Origin of the sequence: Neorhizobium galegae bv. orientalis str. HAMBI 540, assembly GCF_000731315.1 — a bacterium.
Taxonomy (GTDB): Bacteria; Pseudomonadota; Alphaproteobacteria; order Rhizobiales; family Rhizobiaceae; genus Neorhizobium; species Neorhizobium galegae.
On record NZ_HG938353.1, the window covers coordinates 963,632 to 979,184 of the forward strand.

The following is a 15,553-nucleotide window of genomic DNA, read 5'->3' on the forward strand; positions in this document are numbered from 1 at the left end:
GGCTTTTCCCATAAAAGCGGGCGGAATCGTGGCCGGCAAGCCGGCACTGCCGCCCGGCATTCGTAGAACTGTCATCTTGCGGGAAACTGTTGCGCGAAAGTTGCAGCTTACCGAGTTCGCGCAGACTCAGACATGTGTACTGTCGTCCTCGATGGTGATCGTGCCGTAACGGCGGTGCCAGGCGCGGGCGCTGAACGGCAGGACGAGGAGGTAGGCGACGACGGTGGTCGACAGCACTTGCCAAGTATAGCTCATCAGCAGCGCTACATAGAGCACCACGGCAAGCATGATCGGCAGCATCAGGTCGCGGCGGATGCGGCTCGACTTGCCGGACCAGACCGGCAGGCGGGAGACGAGCAGGTAGCCGATCAGCAGCGTATAGGCGACGCTTGCGTAAACGAAGATCGGCGTCGCCTCGAGCCCGAGGAAGCCAAGATAGACCGGCAGCAATACCAGCATGGCGCCCATCGGCGCCGGCACGCCGACGAAGAATTCCGACTGCCAGTCGGCCTTGATGTTGCGGTCTTCCATGACGTTGAACCGGGCGAGGCGCAGGCCGGCGGCGATTGCATAGAGCAGGGCGGCGATCCAGCCCATCGAATGCGCCTGGTCGAGCAGGAAGGCGTAGGAGACCAGCGCCGGAGCGACGCCGAAATTGATGATGTCGGCGAGCGAATCCATCTGCACGCCGAATTTCGACGTGGCCTTCAGGAGCCGCGCCACACGCCCGTCGATGCCGTCCAGGAAGGCGGCCAGCAGCACCATGGCGACTGCCAGCTCGTAGCGCCCCTCGAAGGCGAGCCTGATGCCCGTCAGGCCCGCACAGATGGCGAGCACGGTGATCAGGTTCGGGACCAGCAGCCGGAGCGGGATTTCGCGCAGGCGGGGCCCGCGGGCCTCTTCGTTCTGCTGGTTCGGCTCCGTGTGCGAATGAGGGGGCGAGGGCGGCGAAGCGGGCGTCTCCATGATGCTCTGTCTTCCCTTTACGTTCGGCGGCTGAGGGTCGGGCCCTTGGCGGAGCCGAATTCCGCAAGCACGGTTTCCCCGCCGATGGCGCGCTGGCCGACGGACACGCGCGGCTGGCCGCCGGCCGGCACGAACACGTCGAGCCGCGAGCCGAAGCGGATCAGGCCGAACCGTTCGCCGGCATTGACCGGTTCGGTCGGCTTCACCCAGCAGACGATGCGCCGCGCCACCAGGCCGGCGATCTGCACGACGCCGACCTTGCCATGGCGGGTGTCGATCACCAGCCCATTGCGCTCGTTGTCGTCGCTTGCCTTGTCCAGTTCGGCATTGACGAACTGGCCGGGGCGATACTCGATGCGCGACACCTGGCCGCGCACCGGGGAGCGATTGATGTGGCAGTCGAAGACGTTCATGAACACCGAGATGCGCAGCATCGGCTCGGAACCCAGCTGCAGCTCGACCGGCGGCACGACCATGGCGACATGGCTGACGCGTCCGTCGGCGGGGCTGAGGATCAGGTCGTCGTCCTGCGGCACCGCCCGTTCCGGATCACGGAAGAAATAGGCGCACCATAAAGTCAGCACCAGGCCGACCCAGAACAGCGGCTCGGCGAGGTAGCCAAGGATCAGCGAGGCGATGAAGAAGGCTGCGACGAAGATGTAACCTTCCTTATGGATCGGCACGAGCGTGTTGCGGATGGTGTCGAAGAGGTTGATCAACGTTTTCTCCCGTATGGTCAGGGTCACCTGACTACAGCGAAACCGTTTTTGCGGCAATGCGGTTCCAAGACGCAACTGACGGGTTCGGTCGCAATCGCTTTCGCGGCGATCGCGCTTGTGTGGTTCCGCACGGTGGCCAGCGCCGGTTGCAGGGCGAAGCGAGCACAGGAATTGATCTTCTCCAGAGAATACGACCTAAGAGAAGCTTCGCGCCGAGAAACAATCTGTGGTTAAATGGTGCGCTAAATCTTTCGACGATTCAATCTCAAGATGGTCTTTCAGCTGTCATGTCCTTTTCAGATTTCGTTTATCGTCCCTTCGAAACCCTGATCCGGCCCCTCGAAATCCCCCATGAGCGTCTGCCCTCCCGCGGCCCTTTCGTGCTGCTCCTGCACTTCATCAAAATGTTCCGGGGAGTTCTGATTTCCATCTCGGTGTTTGCCATGCTGGTGGAATGCATCAACCTTTTCCTGATCTGGAGCCTGTCGATCATCGTTGACGGCGTCGCTGCAAAAGGAGCCGCAACCTTTCTCCACGATCAGTGGCGCCTGCTTTTGACCATGGGAGTGCTGCTATTCCCGGTTCTGCCTGTCTTCGCGTTTTTCGCCAATACGCTTGCCTCGCAAGCGGTCGCAGTCTGCATGCCGGTGGCAATCCAGTGGCAGGGGCATAAAGCCGTGGAAAGACAGGACCTCGGGTTCTTCCATGACCTTTTCGCCGGCCAGGTGGCCTCGCGCCTGTCTCAGGTCGCATCCGCGGTCCAGCAGCAGGTCGTCGTGGCCTTTCAGACGATCCCGCATTTCCTCGTGCAGTTTATCGGGTCGCTGTTCCTGCTCGGGACCGTGGCCTGGCCGCTCGCGCTGCCGGCTTTTATCTGGATTGCCGCCAGCGTTGTTATTGCCGTTATAGCGGTCCCCCATTTCACCGAGCGCTCCCGCCGTTCGGCCCGCCAGCGCAGCCTGGTCGTGGGGTCGATGACCGATCTCTACAGCAATATTCAGATGGTGAAGCAATTCGCCGCGGAAGACAGCGAAGCCGGTGCCTTGCGCAACGTCTTCGCAAATGTCGTGGAAACGCAGCAGAAAGAACGGCGTATCTACCTGACCACCGACACCGGCATCATAACCCTCAATGTGCTCCTGTGGTTTGCCATGCTCACCGTCGGTTTCTGGGGCATGATCGCCGGCTTTGTCAGCACCGGCCAGTTCGTCGCCTCGCTTTACATCACCCAGCGCCTGTCGGGAAATGCCCGCGCATTTCTGCAGATGGGCCAGCAGATTTTCCAGGCCGTCGGCACCATCCGGGACGCCATGCCGGTAATGACCACGCCGCCAACCATCAACGACGCACCGAATGCGCCGCCGCTGGTCGTTTCGCGCGGCGAGATCTGCTTCGAGAATGTCGGCTTTGCATATCGCGCCGACCGAAAGGTTCTCGATAGCCTGACCTTGAAGGTTCAGGCAGGCGAGAAGGTGGGACTGGTTGGGGTTTCCGGGGCGGGCAAGACGACGCTGGTGAGCCTGCTTCTGCGGTTTTATGACCTGACGAGCGGCTCGATCCTGATTGACGGCCAGGACATTCGCTCGGTCACTCAGGCAAGTCTCAGGGAGAAGATCGGCGTCATTTCCCAGGATGTCGCCCTGCTGCATCGCTCGGTCGGAGACAACATCCGCTACGGAAGGCCGCCTGCGTCGCAGGAGGAAATAGAACAGGCGGCCAGCGCCGCCCAGGCGGACGGTTTCATCGTCGAACTGACCGACGGCGAAGGGCGCAAGGGATACGATGCCTTCGTTGGTGATCGCGGTGTCAAATTGTCCGGCGGCCAGCGGCAGCGCGTCGCCATTGCAAGGGTCCTTCTCAAGGACGCACCGATCCTCGTGCTCGACGAGGCGACCTCCGCGCTCGACAGCGAATCGGAGGCAGCCATTCAGGATAAATTGGCCGTGCTGATGAACGGCAAGACGGTGATTGCCATCGCTCACCGGTTGTCGACGATCGCCAAAATGGATCGGATCATCGTTCTCGACAAAGGCCGTATCGTCGAAGAGGGAACGCCCGACGAGCTGCTGACCCGCGATGGACTCTATGCCCGGCTCTGGAAGCGGCAGACCGGTGGATACATCGCGGATGCTGATGATAGTTAGCGCGTATGAGTGCACTGGAACGACGGCTCCGTACGTCAAGCCGTCGTTAGGTACTGTCCAAGGTTTAGTTGCGGTTGCGCTTGGTTACCGCCACCCCAGCCCCGGCGCCACGTGCTTCAAGATGCTCTCCAGCACATGCGCGTTATACTCAACGCCAAGCTGGTTCGGCACCGTTAGAAGCAGCGTATCGGCCTCGGCGATCGCCTCGTCGGCCTTCAGCTGGTCGATCAGCCTGTCCGGCTCGGCGGCATAGGAGCGGCCGAAGATCGCCTGGGTCTGCGGGTCGATATTGCCGATCTGGTCCTGGCTCTCGCCGCTGCCACCGAAATAGGCGCGGTCCGTGTCGTTCATCAGCGCGAAAATGCTGCGGCTGACGGAGACGCGTGGTTCATGGGCATGGCCGGCTTCCTTCCAGGCCTCGCGGTAGATGCGGATCTGCTCGGCCTGCTGGATGTGGAACGGCTCGCCGCTCTCGTCGGTCTTGAGCGTCGAGCTCTGCAGGTTCATGCCGAGCTTGGCGGCCCAGACGGCGGTCGCGTTGGAGCTGGAACCCCACCAGATGCGGTCGCGCAGGCCCGCCGAATGCGGCTCCAGGCGCAGCATGCCGGGTGGGTTGGGGAACATCGGCCGAGGATTGGGTTTGGCGAAACCTTCGCCGCGCAGCACGTCGAAAAACACTTCCGCATGGCGCCGGCCGAGATCCGCGTCGGTCTCGCCTTCCGCCGGCTGGTAGCCGAAATAGCGGAAACCGTCGATCACCTGTTCCGGCGAGCCGCGGCTGATGCCGAGCTGCAGGCGTCCGCCGGCGATGAGGTCTGCGGCGCCGGCGTCTTCCGCCATGTAGAGCGGGTTTTCATACCGCATGTCGATGACGGCGGTGCCGATCTCGATGCGCTTGGTGCGGGCGCCGACGGCCGACAGAAGCGGGAAGGGCGAGGCGAGCTGCCGCGCAAAATGGTGGACGCGGAAATAGGCGCCGTCGGCACCGAGCTCCTCGGCAGCCACCGCCAGTTCTATGGATTGCAGGAGGACATCGGATGCCGACCGCGCCTGAGATTGTGGCGAGGGTGTCCAGTGCCCGAAGGAGAGAAAGCCGATCTTTTTCATTGTGCTACCACCTTGAATTTATTGTGTCTGAAGTTACACGTTAGATGGCATCCCGATGGCGACATGAACAGTCATCGCCCTGTGAACAGTGCGTCCGCTTACCGCGCCGCCTGCGGATCGACCCAGCCCATCCAGGTGGTGAAGGCGAGCAGCGGCGAGCCGAAGAAGACCAGCACCAGCATATAGGCGATGGCGACGCTGCCGAGGACGAGCATGCGGGGGGTGAGGTAGCGTTTCACGTTGAGATCTGTCCTGTTTTGGAGTTCGTGTCCGCCACCGGCCTATTCCGCCGCCGGGACGCCGCGCAGCACCACGCCGAGGTCGTCGCTCTCGCGCACCTTGCGCAGCTGTTCTTCCGCCTGCACCGCTTCGCGCTGGCGGTTCCACATCGAGGCGTAGAGCCCGTTCTGGTCGAGCAGCGAGCTATGCGTGCCCCGCTCGGCAATCCGCCCGTCGCGCAGGACGATGATCTCGTCGGCGCCGATGACGGTCGAAAGCCGGTGGGCGATGACGAGCGTCGTGCGGTTCCTGGAGACCACGTCGAGCGCCGACTGGATCTCGTGCTCGGTCGTGGTGTCGAGCGCCGAAGTCGCCTCATCGAGGATCAGGATCGGCGGAGCTTTGAGGACGGTCCGGGCGATCGCCACGCGCTGCTTCTCGCCGCCGGACAGCTTCAGGCCCCGCTCGCCGACCTTGGTCTCGAAACCGTCCGGCAGGGCGCTGATGAAGTGGCCGATCTGCGCCACGTCGGCGGCGGCCAGCACCTCTTCCTCGGTGGCCGAAGGTCGGCCGTAGCGGATATTGTAGGCGATCGTGTCGTTGAACAGCACCGTATCCTGCGGCACCATGCCGATCGCCGCGCGCAGCGAATGCTGCGTCAGGTCGCGCACGTCCTGCCCGTCGATGGTGATAGAGCCGTCCTGGATGTCGTAGAACCGGTAGAGCAGGCGCGAAATGGTCGACTTGCCGGCACCGGATGGCCCGACGATCGCCACCGTCTTGCCGGCCGGCACGTCGAAGGAGACGCCCTTCAGGATCGGCCGGGCCGCATCATAGGAAAAATGCACGTCCTTGAAGGAGATCGACCCTTGGGCGATGTCGAGGGGCTTGGCATCCGGCCGGTCAACGACCTCGGGCTGCACTTCCAGGAGCTCGAACATCTGCTCGATGTCAGTGAGGCCCTGGCGGATTTCGCGGTAGACGAAACCGATGAAGTTGAGCGGCACGGAAAGCTGTAAGAGCAGCGCGTTGACGAACACGAAATCGCCGATCGTCTGCTCGCCGCGCTGTACGGCAAGCGCAGACATCACCATCATCACGGTCGTGCCGAGGCCGAAGATGACGCCCTGGCCGAAGTTCAGCCAGCCGAGCGAGGTCCAGACGTCGGTCGCCGCCTTCTCGTAACGGGCCATCGAACTGTCGAAGCGCTTGGCTTCCATCTCCTCGTTGCCGAAATATTTGACCGTCTCGAAATTGAGGAGCGAATCGATCGCCTTGGTATTGGCGTCCGTGTCGCTGTCGTTCATCGAGCGGCGGATGGCGATGCGCCAGTCGCTGGCCTTGACCGTGAACCAGATGTAGAGCGCCACCGTGACCGCCGTCACCGCGACATACCAGAAGCCGTAGCTGACCCAGAAGATCACGGCCGTCAGCACGAATTCGAGCAGCGTCGGCACAGTATTGAGGATTGTGAAGCGCACGATCGTTTCGATGCCCTTGGTGCCACGCTCGATGATCCGCGACAGGCCGCCGGTCTTGCGCTCCAGATGAAAACGCAGCGACAGCTGATGCATGTGCACGAAGGTGCGGTAGGCGAGCTGGCGCACGGCATATTGCCCGACCGAAGCAAACAGCGCGTCGCGCAGCTGGTTGAGGCCGACCTGCAGGATGCGGGTGAAGTTGAGCGCGATGACCAGCACCACGGCGCCGAGCAGGAAGGCCGGCAGGATGCCGGCCATATCCAGCTTGCCGTTCAGCGCATCGGTCGCCCATTTGAAGAAATAAGGTACCGTCAGAAGCACGAACTTGGCGAGGAACAGATAGAAGGTCGCCCAGATGACCCGGGCCTTCAGATCGGCGCGACCCTCGGGCCACATATAGGGCCACAGGTTGACGAGCGTGCCGAGCGGATTGCTGGCATCCGCCGAAATGGTCTTCTTGGTATTCGCCATCGATGTCTCCGGAGCGGGCGCGGGTCAGCCGCATATGGAATTGCCTCTCGCTCCGACCCTCGGCAGGAGAAGCCGCTGGCCTCAAGCCGTCCCGCACCATCGCTGGGGGAGGCAGAAAGCCGACGGCTTGCGCCCTTCTTCCCGTTCAAACGGCAGAGGGGTCCGCAGGACGCAGGCGGATGAGGGGCGTTCCCAAATACGACTGTCCCGATAACGGGCGCGTCAAAACGCCTCCCGCACATAAGGTCCGGCGGCGGATGTTGCAATGACGGTTTCGTGAAAGTTCAAAGGCCGGGCGGAGGACGGAAGGAAGGCCGGGCGGGATTTTCGCCCGCCTTGGCCTGTCGTGTCACTTGGTACTGGTGGAGGCGGCGGGCGTGGTGCCTGCGGCGGGCTTGGTGGTCGCTGCCGGCGTCGGCCAGGAAATGTAATAATAGGCCTCGCCGACCATGCCGAAATAGGAGCTGGCCCCGGTTGCCTTCTCGATATAGCTGCCATCGGCGTTGCGCACGAATTTGCCGCCGTCGTCCCGCGTCAGGCGGTCCTTCAGGAACTGGGTCCAGTCGGATTTATCGACCGAGGTGACGCTGGTCGAGGTCTGCTTGCCGTCGGTCATGTCCCAGGCGGTGATCTGGTCGCCGGCGACCGCGTCGGTCATCTTCAGTGTGCCGGCGTCGAGCGCCTTCTGCATCGCCTCGGCCATCGCCTTGCTGTCGGGGTTCGCCTTCAGCGCGTCCAGCTTCTCCTGCAGCGCTTTCATGAACGCCTTGCTGGACATGTCGCCGACCGAACCGTCGCCGGCCGTCTCGTCGGGGACGGTGCCGTTCATCGTCCGCTGCAGCGAGGCGATCAGCGCCGCGATCTTGTCGTCCTCATAGTCGTCACCACCGCTGCTGCCGGGAAACAGCATGTCGGCGAGCGACGAGGAGGACGAGCCGGACGTCGGGCTGCCGGGCGTCCTGTTGTCGGAGACATCCTTGAATGCATTGAGGGCCGCCTGAGAGGACCAAATCCGAACGGAATTAATGCTGGAAACCATTTTCTTCTCCTGTCCGCGCGGCATGGATCAGAGTCGGAGATAATATGCGAGCACGCCGCCTGATCACCGCGGTATTCCCCCTAACCTGCGCGAGGCTGGCTGAAACGGAGCAGGCGGGAGCTTGAGTCCCGAAACGAGCGTTTCCGGACGATCCTGGGGATATGGCGGTGGTAAGGCGGCATCACGAGGGGCGGAAAAACGCGGCTGATAGCGCGACTCAGCAAACCCGGACGGCACTATGGCAGGCCGTGCCGGCCCAGCCAGCCGCGATTTCGAACTGCAAGCAGTTTTGGCCGCGCCGGGCGTCATCCCGGCGCGGTTTTGGTTTGGGAATGGGGCAGGCGGGGTATTTCGGTATATTGGGTATTCAGGCTTTCCGCCTGCCCCGACTGTTTCGATGGTCTTTCGAGGATTTCCGAGCCCACGTCGATCATCGTTGCAGCCATCACCGGAAACCGGGGTCCGAGAACCCTGAGGAGGAGGCCGGTTCGCGAACCCGGTTTCCCATCCGATGACGGGTTGATTGTGGAGCGGGTTCGGGAGACGGGGATGGACGGGGACGTGAATGCCGGTAAGGGGTTGACGGCGTTGGGGCGTTTTTTTGTGGGTGGGGAAAATTGTCCCCGGTTATCGGGTGAAGGAAGTGTCCGGGAAGAGTCTTCGCACCGCAGACGAGGTGCTACTGGATTCCTGTGACAAGCACAGGAATGAGGGAGATTGGGGAGCCGTCCCGACCAGACTCTACGCCCCGCGTGCTTTGGCTCTTCTTTGCAAAGGCAGTCTGGAAACCAGCTTCCGCAGACACATCGGATTTGGATGAAGACCTCGGCCCCACCCACCCTCATTCCTGTGCTTGTCACAGGAATCCAGCAGCCGCGCGTCTGCGCGGCAGGGACTCTATCCTCACAACGAATGCAGATGCGAGGCGATGTCCTCCCAATCCGGATTGCGTTCCTCGATAAGGTTGAGTTTCCATTTCCGCGGCCATTTCTTCATCGTCTTTTCGCGGGTGATCGCGTCAACGAGGAGGTCGTATTCCTCGAACCAGACGAGTGTCTTAACGCCGTATCGCGATGTGAAGCCGGGTGTCAGTTCGTTCTGATGTTCGTAGAGGCGGCCAGGAAGATCGCGTGTCACGCCGATGTAGAGCGTGCCGTTGCGCCTCGAGGCGAGAATGTAGACGTAACCCTTCATGGTTGAAGAGTGGCAGTGGTCACTACGGCTTGCAAGAGTCTTTCGCACCGCCGACGCGGCGCGGCTGGATTCCTCTGACAAGCACAGGAATGAGGGAGATTGGGGACCCGCCGCAGTCCCAAGCGACGTCCCGAATGGGCTAGGAGGGGTAATGATACCCCAATTCTGGCCCTTACGACCGGCGGTGCATCATCCGCTGGCGGTGGAGTTCTTCTGCGTCCGGCCGTGCCTCGTCCGGGACCCCAAAGATCTGGCCTGGCTGGATGACGTCGGGATTGCGGATCTGGGCCTCGTTGGCGAGGTAGATCGTCGTATAGCGCACGCCCTGGCCATAAACGCGGCGGGAGATCTGCCAGAGCGTGTCGCCGCGGCGGATGATGACCGAGCTGCGTTCGCTCTGCGTCAGCGCCTCCTGCTGTATGGTGCGGGCGCCGCCGGCATCGGTTGCGGTCATCGGAGCGGCGGTGGCCACTTCGACGCCGTGCAGTTCGCGGGCAATGATCGGACCGACGGCGCGGGCGATCATGTCGCCGATCCGCTTCAGGCCGGCGCCGACGCCTGCGACATCCTTGGGAAGCGCGTCGAGGGCAGCGACCGCTGCCGCAGCATTCTGGGCTGTGGTTTCGGCAAGCACGCGGGCGGAGGCCACAGCGTCGGCTTGCAGCCGGTATTCGGAGAGCGACTTCAGCGCGATTGAGGTGGCCGAGCGGGCGGCGACCATCTGTTCCGCCGAAGGAACGCGGCCGTTGTCGTAGAGCGCGCGCAGCAGGTTGAAGGCGCGTACGGTTTCGTTGCGCAGCTTGTCGAAGGCGCCGCTGTCGGCCGCAGACATGCCGTTATTGGGGGCTTGCGGCGCCGCTACGGCAGCAACCTGATCGCCGGCCGGGCGGTTGAAGGGCACTTCGACCCGTACCAGAACCTGGCCGCCGGCTCCGAGCGCTTCGACGCCGATCCGGTGGTCGCCGACCGCAAGGTCGATAGTCCCTTCGATAACGAAACTGCCGTCCTGGCCCGCCTGGGCGGTGCCGATCGGCCGACCGTCGGCCTGGCCGCGCAGCGACGTGCCGGCCTTCGCGCTGCCGGCGACGAAAATCTTGTTGCCCTCGATCTCGACGGCGGTGACGCGCAGTTCAGGCGCCGCCGCCCCCGGGGAGGCGGACGCCGAGACCGGGATATTCGGCGCGGACGACGCGAGAGTGGATGAGCCGGAGGGCGGTGCCGGCAGCGTCGCAACCGAGGTGGACGGCGCGGACGAGGGTGCGGCAAGCGCTGGAGCGGGGCCGGCGATAGCCGGATTGGTCGCGGCCGAAGTCGCGCCCTGGGGAGCCGCCGGCGGCGCTGCAGCCATAGAAGGGAGACTTGCGGTGTCTGGGGTCGGTGTGGCGATCAGGCGGCTTGCCTTGCCGGGTTTGGTGACCATTGCAAGCAGTTTGCCGTTCTTGTCGGCAGGCACGGAAACCGTCGCGGTTTCTTCCGAAACGGTGGCCTTGCCGTCCTTGCCGGTTGCCTTCAGCACCAGCTGGTGATCGCCGGGCGGCAGCGGCTTGTCGAGGATGGCGGCAAAATCGCCGCTCGGGCCGACATCGACCTTGGCGACGACCGTGGTGCCATCGGTGACTTCGAGCTTGGAATGCGGCGCGGCGCGGCCGGCGATCACGGTCGAACCGTCCGGTTCGACCCGCAACACGTCGAAGGAGGGCGGCGCCATCGCCGCGTCAGCCTGAGTGGGGGGCGTCTGGGTTGAGGCCGCCTGGGAGCCCGCTGCGGGCGGGGCCGTCTGCGGCGCAGCGGCCGGGTCGGCCGGCTTTGCGGCATCAGGCGCCTTGGCTGCCTGCTGTGGTTCCGTCACCGCGTCCTTGACGGCATTGCCTGCAGCATTGATCGCGTCGCCGATCGGCTTTGAATCCTTGTTTATCGCAGGCATCACGAAGAACACCATCAGCAGCGATGCGATAGCCAATACGATCAGAGCCAGCCAGCCGGCGCGGTTTTTCATCATCAATGCCTCTCCCGACAGCTATAGCCATCGCATATCCGGATTAACCTTTTCCTCCCGCATTCACAAGCTTTTCACACGATAAACCCTTGCTCTTCCGGGCATTTCCCGTCAATTTTGACGACCGGGGCTCGCTTTGGCCCTCTACTTGAAATGCCTTATGGAGAAAACTGTGCCGATTCGATCCATCTGCGTTTACTGCGGTTCGCAGCCGGGACGCGATCCCGCCTATATCGAGGCCGGCCGTGCGCTCGGAAAATCCATCGCCGCCCATGGGCTTCGGCTTGTCTATGGCGGAGGCACCAAGGGTATCATGGGTGCGGTCGCGGCCGGCGTTCTGTCGAACGGCGGTCAGGTCACCGGCATCATTCCCGAATTCCTGGTCGACATGGAGGCCACGCGCCATTCGCTTGGCCAGCTCGACGAGCTGATTGTGACCGAGGACATGCATGCGCGCAAGCACAAGATGTTCGAGCGCGCTGACGCTTTCGTGACCCTGCCGGGCGGAATAGGCACGCTGGAGGAAATCGTCGAGATCATGACATGGGCGCAGCTCGGACGGCATGAGAAGCCGATGGTCTTTGCCAATATCGGCGGTTTCTGGGATCCGATGCTCGACCTCATCACCCACATGCGCGAGCAGGGTTTTATCCACCGCGCCCATCTGGTCCAGCCGCTTGTCATCGCCAATGTCGAGGAAATCGTCCCGGCGATCCTGGAGCAGGGCGAGGAGCGTCCGCCGTCCAGCGGCGAGGACGCTGTGATTTCAAGGCTTTGAGCGCCGTTGCTTAAGCTCTAGTCGACAATGAAGAGTTTTGCGCCGACCGCTGTCGAGGAGCGGTGGGGCTCGGCATCGTCAGCCACCTGATAACTCATGCCGGGCTTCAGCACGAAGACCCGGCCGTCGGCGAGTTCAGTCGTCAGCTCGCCTTCGAGGCAGAGCAGGATATGGCCTTTGACGCACCAGTGGTCGGCGAGATAGCCGGGCGAATATTCGACCATCCGCAACCGGATCTTCCCGAAATGGCATGTCTGCCAGGTGGTGAGGCCAGTCTCGCCCTTGTGCTCGGTCTTGGGCACCCTGCTCCAGTCGGTCGTGCTGAACGGAATGTCGCTGATCTGCATTCTTATGCTCCGGAAAGGGTTATCGGCCGCGCGTCTGTTTCAGCATCGACCAGGTGTAGACGGCGAGCGCCACCCAGATCAGCGCAAAGGCCCCGAGCTTCACCAGGCTGAGCGGCTCGTGGAAAACGAAAACCGCGATCAGGAAGATCATCGTCGGGGCGATATATTGCATGATGCCGATGGTCGAGAGCTTCAGGAGTTTTGCGCCATTGGCATAGATCATCAGCGGTGCGGCGGTGATGATGCCGGCGGCCATCAGGATGAACGTGTCCCACCCGGTCGAATTGAGGAGATGGCCCTGGCCGGTCGATTCCAGCCAGATCACATAAGGCAGACAGGGAATGCTGATCAGAAGCACTTCCAGGAAGAAACCCTGGTTCGGACCGATCGGCAGGGTTTTCCGGAACAGCGCATAGAACCCCCAGGTGACGGTGAGTGCCAGCGAAACCCAGGGCAATCCGCCCGCGTCATAGGTGAGGATCGCCACCGCGACCACCACGAGGCCGATCGCGGCGAGCTGAACCGGCGCCAGCCTTTCCTTGAGCAGGACGGCTGCGAGGAAGATGCTGAACAGCGGATTGATGAAATAACCGAGCGCCGCGTCGAGCGCACGGCCGGCGGCGACCGCCCACACATAGATGCCCCAGTTCGCCATGATGATAAGGGCGGTGAGGCATGCCATGGCCAGCATGCGCGGGTTCTGCACCGCCACCTTGAGATCGCCGGTGCGACGCAGGATCAGGAGAACGATTCCAGCCACAGGCACCGACCAGATGGCCCGGTGCGCCAGCACTTCGAGCGAAGGAATATGGGCAACAGCCTTCAGGTAGAACGGCAGGAAGCCCCAGAGGAAATAGGCCGTCAGCCCGAAGGCGAAACCGCGCGGGGTATCCTCGTTCTTCGCTATTGTCGCCGGGGCGATGTCGGTGGTCATGCGGGGTGTTTCCGGTATGTTGTTCTGGTTATCCCCCATTTAAACGAATAGGTTGAGCCGGACCAATTCATTTCATTGAAGAGCCTATCGTTTGTCGCGATTCTGTCGGCTTGGCTTGCGATAGTGATTCCCTGTCAGAACGGAGGAATTGGATGGAGTTCGAAAACCAGCCGTTGCACCGGCAGATCTACGCCCGCCAGATCCTGGCCAAGGCCGGCGTGAGTGCAGACGCCCGGCTCCTCGCCGCTTTCGCCACGGTGCCGCGCGAACAATTCGTCGGCCCGCCGCCCTGGGTCTACAACGATTTCCGCAATTATCGCGAGCTTGCCTCGACCGATCCGCTGGTCCTTTACCAGGATGTGCTGGTCGGCCTGGACACGGCGCGCGGCGTCAACAACGGCATGCCGTCGCTGCATGCCGGCGCGCTGCACGCGCTCGGCATCCGCGACGGCGAGACCGTCGCTCATCTCGGCGCCGGGACCGGATATTACACGGCCATCATCGCGGAGCTGGCGGGGCCGTCGGGCCGGGTGATCGCCGTCGAATACGACGAGGCTCTCGCGGAAAAGGCGCGGCAGAACCTGGCGGCTTACGCGAATGTCGAGCTCGTCCGCGGCGACGCGACCGAATGGCCGAAGGAGGATGCGGACGTGATCTACGCCAATTTCGCGCTGGACCACCCGCCGGCCGCCTGGATCGACAATCTGGCGGTCTCGGGGCGCACGCTCTTCCCGCTCGGCTTTCCGGCGATCGACAACGGCCGGCGGAGCGGCTTTACCGGCCGCGCGGGCTTCCTGATGATCGACCACCGCGCAAAAGGTTTCGGCGCCAGATTCCTGCAGCCGGTCTCCTTCGTCTGGGCCGAAGGCCAGCAACCACCTCCGCCGGGCCGCCACGAAGGACTGGCGGAAGCCTTCCGCTCGCGCCGCGGCTATCAGGTGCGGAGCCTGCGCTGGCGGGAGCCGCCCCAGGAGGGCGAGTGGTACGGCGAGGAGGATTGGGGGCTGAGTTTCGAGGAGGTATGAAGGCGACAGCCCCGCTTCGATCGGCCCCAACGTCGATCTTCCTCACGGTTATCATCGCATCGAAGGCACGCTTTGCTTGATCACCACCCGCGGCAAGCGCGTCAGTCAGTACGTGCGGGCGTGATCTGCCAAGTTGCAAGAACCGTCTCCGCGCCACCTGTTGGAACGTTTCCCGGAGCTGGGCATTCCGGGATTTGAGACAGTCGATAAGAGGAGCCCGCAATGTGTCCGGCCACCCCGCAGCGACTTCGCCTTTCGGGCGGCACAGAATTGTCCTTCATAAGGGCAGGCGAGACCTCCAGGCCCGCCGTGCTACTCCTCCATGGGTTCCCGAACTCTTCTCGAATGTTCCGGGAGGTCATACCGCAGCTGTCGCAGATCGCTCACGTGATCGCGCCGGATCTGCCCGGCTTCGGGCAATCCGACGTTCTGCCGAGGGTCTCGTTTTCCGATTTCGGCGAGGCAATCCGGGAATTGCTGGATCGGCTCGAAGTCGGGCCGCGCTATGTCTACCTCCATGATTTCGGCGCCCCTGTGGGACTACACATTGCCATGAACGCACCGGAGCAAGTTCTGGGTCTCATCATTCAGAACGCCAACGCTCATCGGACGGGGCTCGGGCCGGAATGGGCCGCGACGCAGGCATTCTGGGCTGACCCGAGCCCGGAAAACGAGGCGGCGGCAACCACACACCTGACATTCGAGGGCACGCGCGACCAGTATGTTGCGGGCGTCCCGCGGGATGTTGCCGCGCGGATCCCGGCAGAATACTGGGAAGAAGATTGGCGGATCATGTGTTTGCCAGGCCGGACGGAGGTGCAGCGAGCCCTCGTCGCCGACTACGGAAACCACGTCGCCCGCTTCGACGCCATTGCGGAATATCTCGCGCGCCGGCAGCCTCCCTCGCTGATGGTCTGGGGACGGCACGACGCCTTCTTTGACCTTGCTGAGGTCCTCTCTTGGATGCGGGCTCTGCCGAGAATGGAAACCCACGTACTCGACGCGGGCCACCTGCTGTTCGAGACGCATGCAGCCGAAGCCGCAGCGCTGATATTCGACTTCATCAGGCGTACCAATCAACAGCGAGAGTGCGGAGAGTACGATCGATATCGCCAAGATGGCCGGTGACGAAA

14 protein-coding genes and 1 pseudogene are annotated in these 15,553 nt (G+C 63.0%); 4 read left to right on the top strand and 11 right to left on the bottom strand.

From position 1 onward, the window contains the following. Positions 1 to 126: 126 nt before the first annotated feature. Together RG540_RS04940 and RG540_RS04945 are read right to left on the bottom strand one after the other, a co-directional pair. Entirely contained in the window at positions 127 to 966 is an 840-nt protein-coding gene (locus RG540_RS04940) for a CDP-alcohol phosphatidyltransferase family protein (protein ID WP_038585256.1), read from the bottom strand. A 17-nt stretch (positions 967 to 983) separates the two neighbouring features. Beyond that, positions 984 to 1,682 (bottom strand): phosphatidylserine decarboxylase, encoded by a 699-nt coding sequence (locus RG540_RS04945; RefSeq protein WP_038593084.1) that lies wholly within the window; start codon positions 1,680 to 1,682, stop codon positions 984 to 986. Between the two features lie 290 nt (positions 1,683 to 1,972). Here RG540_RS04945 and RG540_RS04950 point away from each other — a divergent pair, with 290 nt between their 5' ends. After that, complete coding sequence (locus tag RG540_RS04950; RefSeq protein ID WP_038585259.1) at positions 1,973 to 3,829, top strand: ABC transporter ATP-binding protein; 1,857 nt, start codon at positions 1,973 to 1,975, stop codon at positions 3,827 to 3,829. 84 nt (positions 3,830 to 3,913) lie between these two features. On the opposite strand, the gene RG540_RS04955 is transcribed toward RG540_RS04950, so the two are convergent. From RG540_RS04955 to RG540_RS04975, 6 genes are all read right to left on the bottom strand, one after another. Next, positions 3,914 to 4,936, bottom strand: coding sequence for an LLM class flavin-dependent oxidoreductase (locus RG540_RS04955; protein WP_038585261.1), 1,023 nt, complete (start codon positions 4,934 to 4,936; stop codon positions 3,914 to 3,916). 98 nt (positions 4,937 to 5,034) lie between these two features. Beyond that, the gene (locus RG540_RS32280) at positions 5,035 to 5,175 is read right to left on the bottom strand and encodes a hypothetical protein (RefSeq protein ID WP_157884581.1); all 141 of its coding nucleotides are present in this window, start codon (positions 5,173 to 5,175) and stop codon (positions 5,035 to 5,037) included. Positions 5,176 to 5,217: 42 nt separating this feature from the next. After that, positions 5,218 to 7,107 (bottom strand): ABCB family ABC transporter ATP-binding protein/permease, encoded by a 1,890-nt coding sequence (locus RG540_RS04960; protein WP_038585264.1) that lies wholly within the window; start codon positions 7,105 to 7,107, stop codon positions 5,218 to 5,220. A gap of 349 nt (positions 7,108 to 7,456) precedes the next feature. After that, a complete protein-coding gene (locus tag RG540_RS04965; protein ID WP_038585267.1) occupies positions 7,457 to 8,146 on the bottom strand; it encodes a hypothetical protein in 690 nt (229 codons plus the stop codon). Positions 8,147 to 9,049: 903 nt separating this feature from the next. After that, complete coding sequence (locus RG540_RS04970) at positions 9,050 to 9,340, bottom strand: GIY-YIG nuclease family protein (protein WP_038585269.1); 291 nt, start codon at positions 9,338 to 9,340, stop codon at positions 9,050 to 9,052. Between the two features lie 172 nt (positions 9,341 to 9,512). Continuing rightward, on the bottom strand, positions 9,513 to 11,339 hold the full coding sequence (locus tag RG540_RS04975) for a LysM peptidoglycan-binding domain-containing protein (protein WP_051909242.1): 1,827 nt from the start codon (positions 11,337 to 11,339) through the stop codon (positions 9,513 to 9,515). Positions 11,340 to 11,496: 157 nt separating this feature from the next. Here RG540_RS04975 and RG540_RS04980 point away from each other — a divergent pair, with 157 nt between their 5' ends. Beyond that, the gene (locus tag RG540_RS04980) at positions 11,497 to 12,114 is read left to right on the top strand and encodes an LOG family protein (protein ID WP_038585271.1); all 618 of its coding nucleotides are present in this window, start codon (positions 11,497 to 11,499) and stop codon (positions 12,112 to 12,114) included. A gap of 17 nt (positions 12,115 to 12,131) precedes the next feature. Here RG540_RS04980 and RG540_RS04985 read toward each other — a convergent pair whose 3' ends face one another. Both RG540_RS04985 and rarD read right to left on the bottom strand, forming a co-directional pair. Next, entirely contained in the window at positions 12,132 to 12,461 is a 330-nt protein-coding gene (locus RG540_RS04985) for a DHCW motif cupin fold protein (protein WP_038585273.1), read from the bottom strand. A gap of 19 nt (positions 12,462 to 12,480) precedes the next feature. Next, positions 12,481 to 13,395, bottom strand: a complete 915-nt coding sequence (gene rarD, locus RG540_RS04990; RefSeq protein WP_038585275.1) for an EamA family transporter RarD — start codon at positions 13,393 to 13,395, stop codon at positions 12,481 to 12,483. A 152-nt stretch (positions 13,396 to 13,547) separates the two neighbouring features. On the opposite strand from rarD, the gene RG540_RS04995 reads away from it, so the two are divergent. Continuing rightward, the gene (locus tag RG540_RS04995) at positions 13,548 to 14,420 is read left to right on the top strand and encodes a protein-L-isoaspartate O-methyltransferase family protein (RefSeq protein WP_038585277.1); all 873 of its coding nucleotides are present in this window, start codon (positions 13,548 to 13,550) and stop codon (positions 14,418 to 14,420) included. 22 nt (positions 14,421 to 14,442) lie between these two features. Here the strand turns inward: RG540_RS04995 and RG540_RS33100 are convergent. Further along, positions 14,443 to 14,554: pseudogene (locus tag RG540_RS33100) on the bottom strand (VOC family protein); the annotation flags it as partial. Between the two features lie 211 nt (positions 14,555 to 14,765). Here RG540_RS33100 and RG540_RS05000 point away from each other — a divergent pair. Further along, the gene (locus RG540_RS05000) at positions 14,766 to 15,548 is read left to right on the top strand and encodes an alpha/beta fold hydrolase (protein ID WP_244446623.1); all 783 of its coding nucleotides are present in this window, start codon (positions 14,766 to 14,768) and stop codon (positions 15,546 to 15,548) included. Positions 15,549 to 15,553 lie beyond the last annotated feature (5 nt).

Coding starts and splice junctions, on each gene's coding strand:
- RG540_RS04985 (WP_038585273.1), bottom strand. CDS start 12,461: ATGCAGATCAGCGACATTCCGTTCAGCACGACCGACTGGAGCAGGGTG.
- RG540_RS04995 (WP_038585277.1), top strand. CDS start 13,548: ATGGAGTTCGAAAACCAGCCGTTGCACCGGCAGATCTACGCCCGCCAG.
- RG540_RS05000 (WP_244446623.1), top strand. CDS start 14,766: ATGTTCCGGGAGGTCATACCGCAGCTGTCGCAGATCGCTCACGTGATC.
- RG540_RS04960 (WP_038585264.1), bottom strand. CDS start 7,107: ATGGCGAATACCAAGAAGACCATTTCGGCGGATGCCAGCAATCCGCTC.
- RG540_RS04965 (WP_038585267.1), bottom strand. CDS start 8,146: ATGGTTTCCAGCATTAATTCCGTTCGGATTTGGTCCTCTCAGGCGGCC.
- rarD (WP_038585275.1), bottom strand. CDS start 13,395: ATGACCACCGACATCGCCCCGGCGACAATAGCGAAGAACGAGGATACC.
- RG540_RS04980 (WP_038585271.1), top strand. CDS start 11,497: ATGGAGAAAACTGTGCCGATTCGATCCATCTGCGTTTACTGCGGTTCG.
- RG540_RS04975 (WP_051909242.1), bottom strand. CDS start 11,339: ATGATGAAAAACCGCGCCGGCTGGCTGGCTCTGATCGTATTGGCTATC.
- RG540_RS04955 (WP_038585261.1), bottom strand. CDS start 4,936: ATGAAAAAGATCGGCTTTCTCTCCTTCGGGCACTGGACACCCTCGCCA.
- RG540_RS04940 (WP_038585256.1), bottom strand. CDS start 966: ATGGAGACGCCCGCTTCGCCGCCCTCGCCCCCTCATTCGCACACGGAG.
- RG540_RS04950 (WP_038585259.1), top strand. CDS start 1,973: ATGTCCTTTTCAGATTTCGTTTATCGTCCCTTCGAAACCCTGATCCGG.
- RG540_RS04970 (WP_038585269.1), bottom strand. CDS start 9,340: ATGAAGGGTTACGTCTACATTCTCGCCTCGAGGCGCAACGGCACGCTC.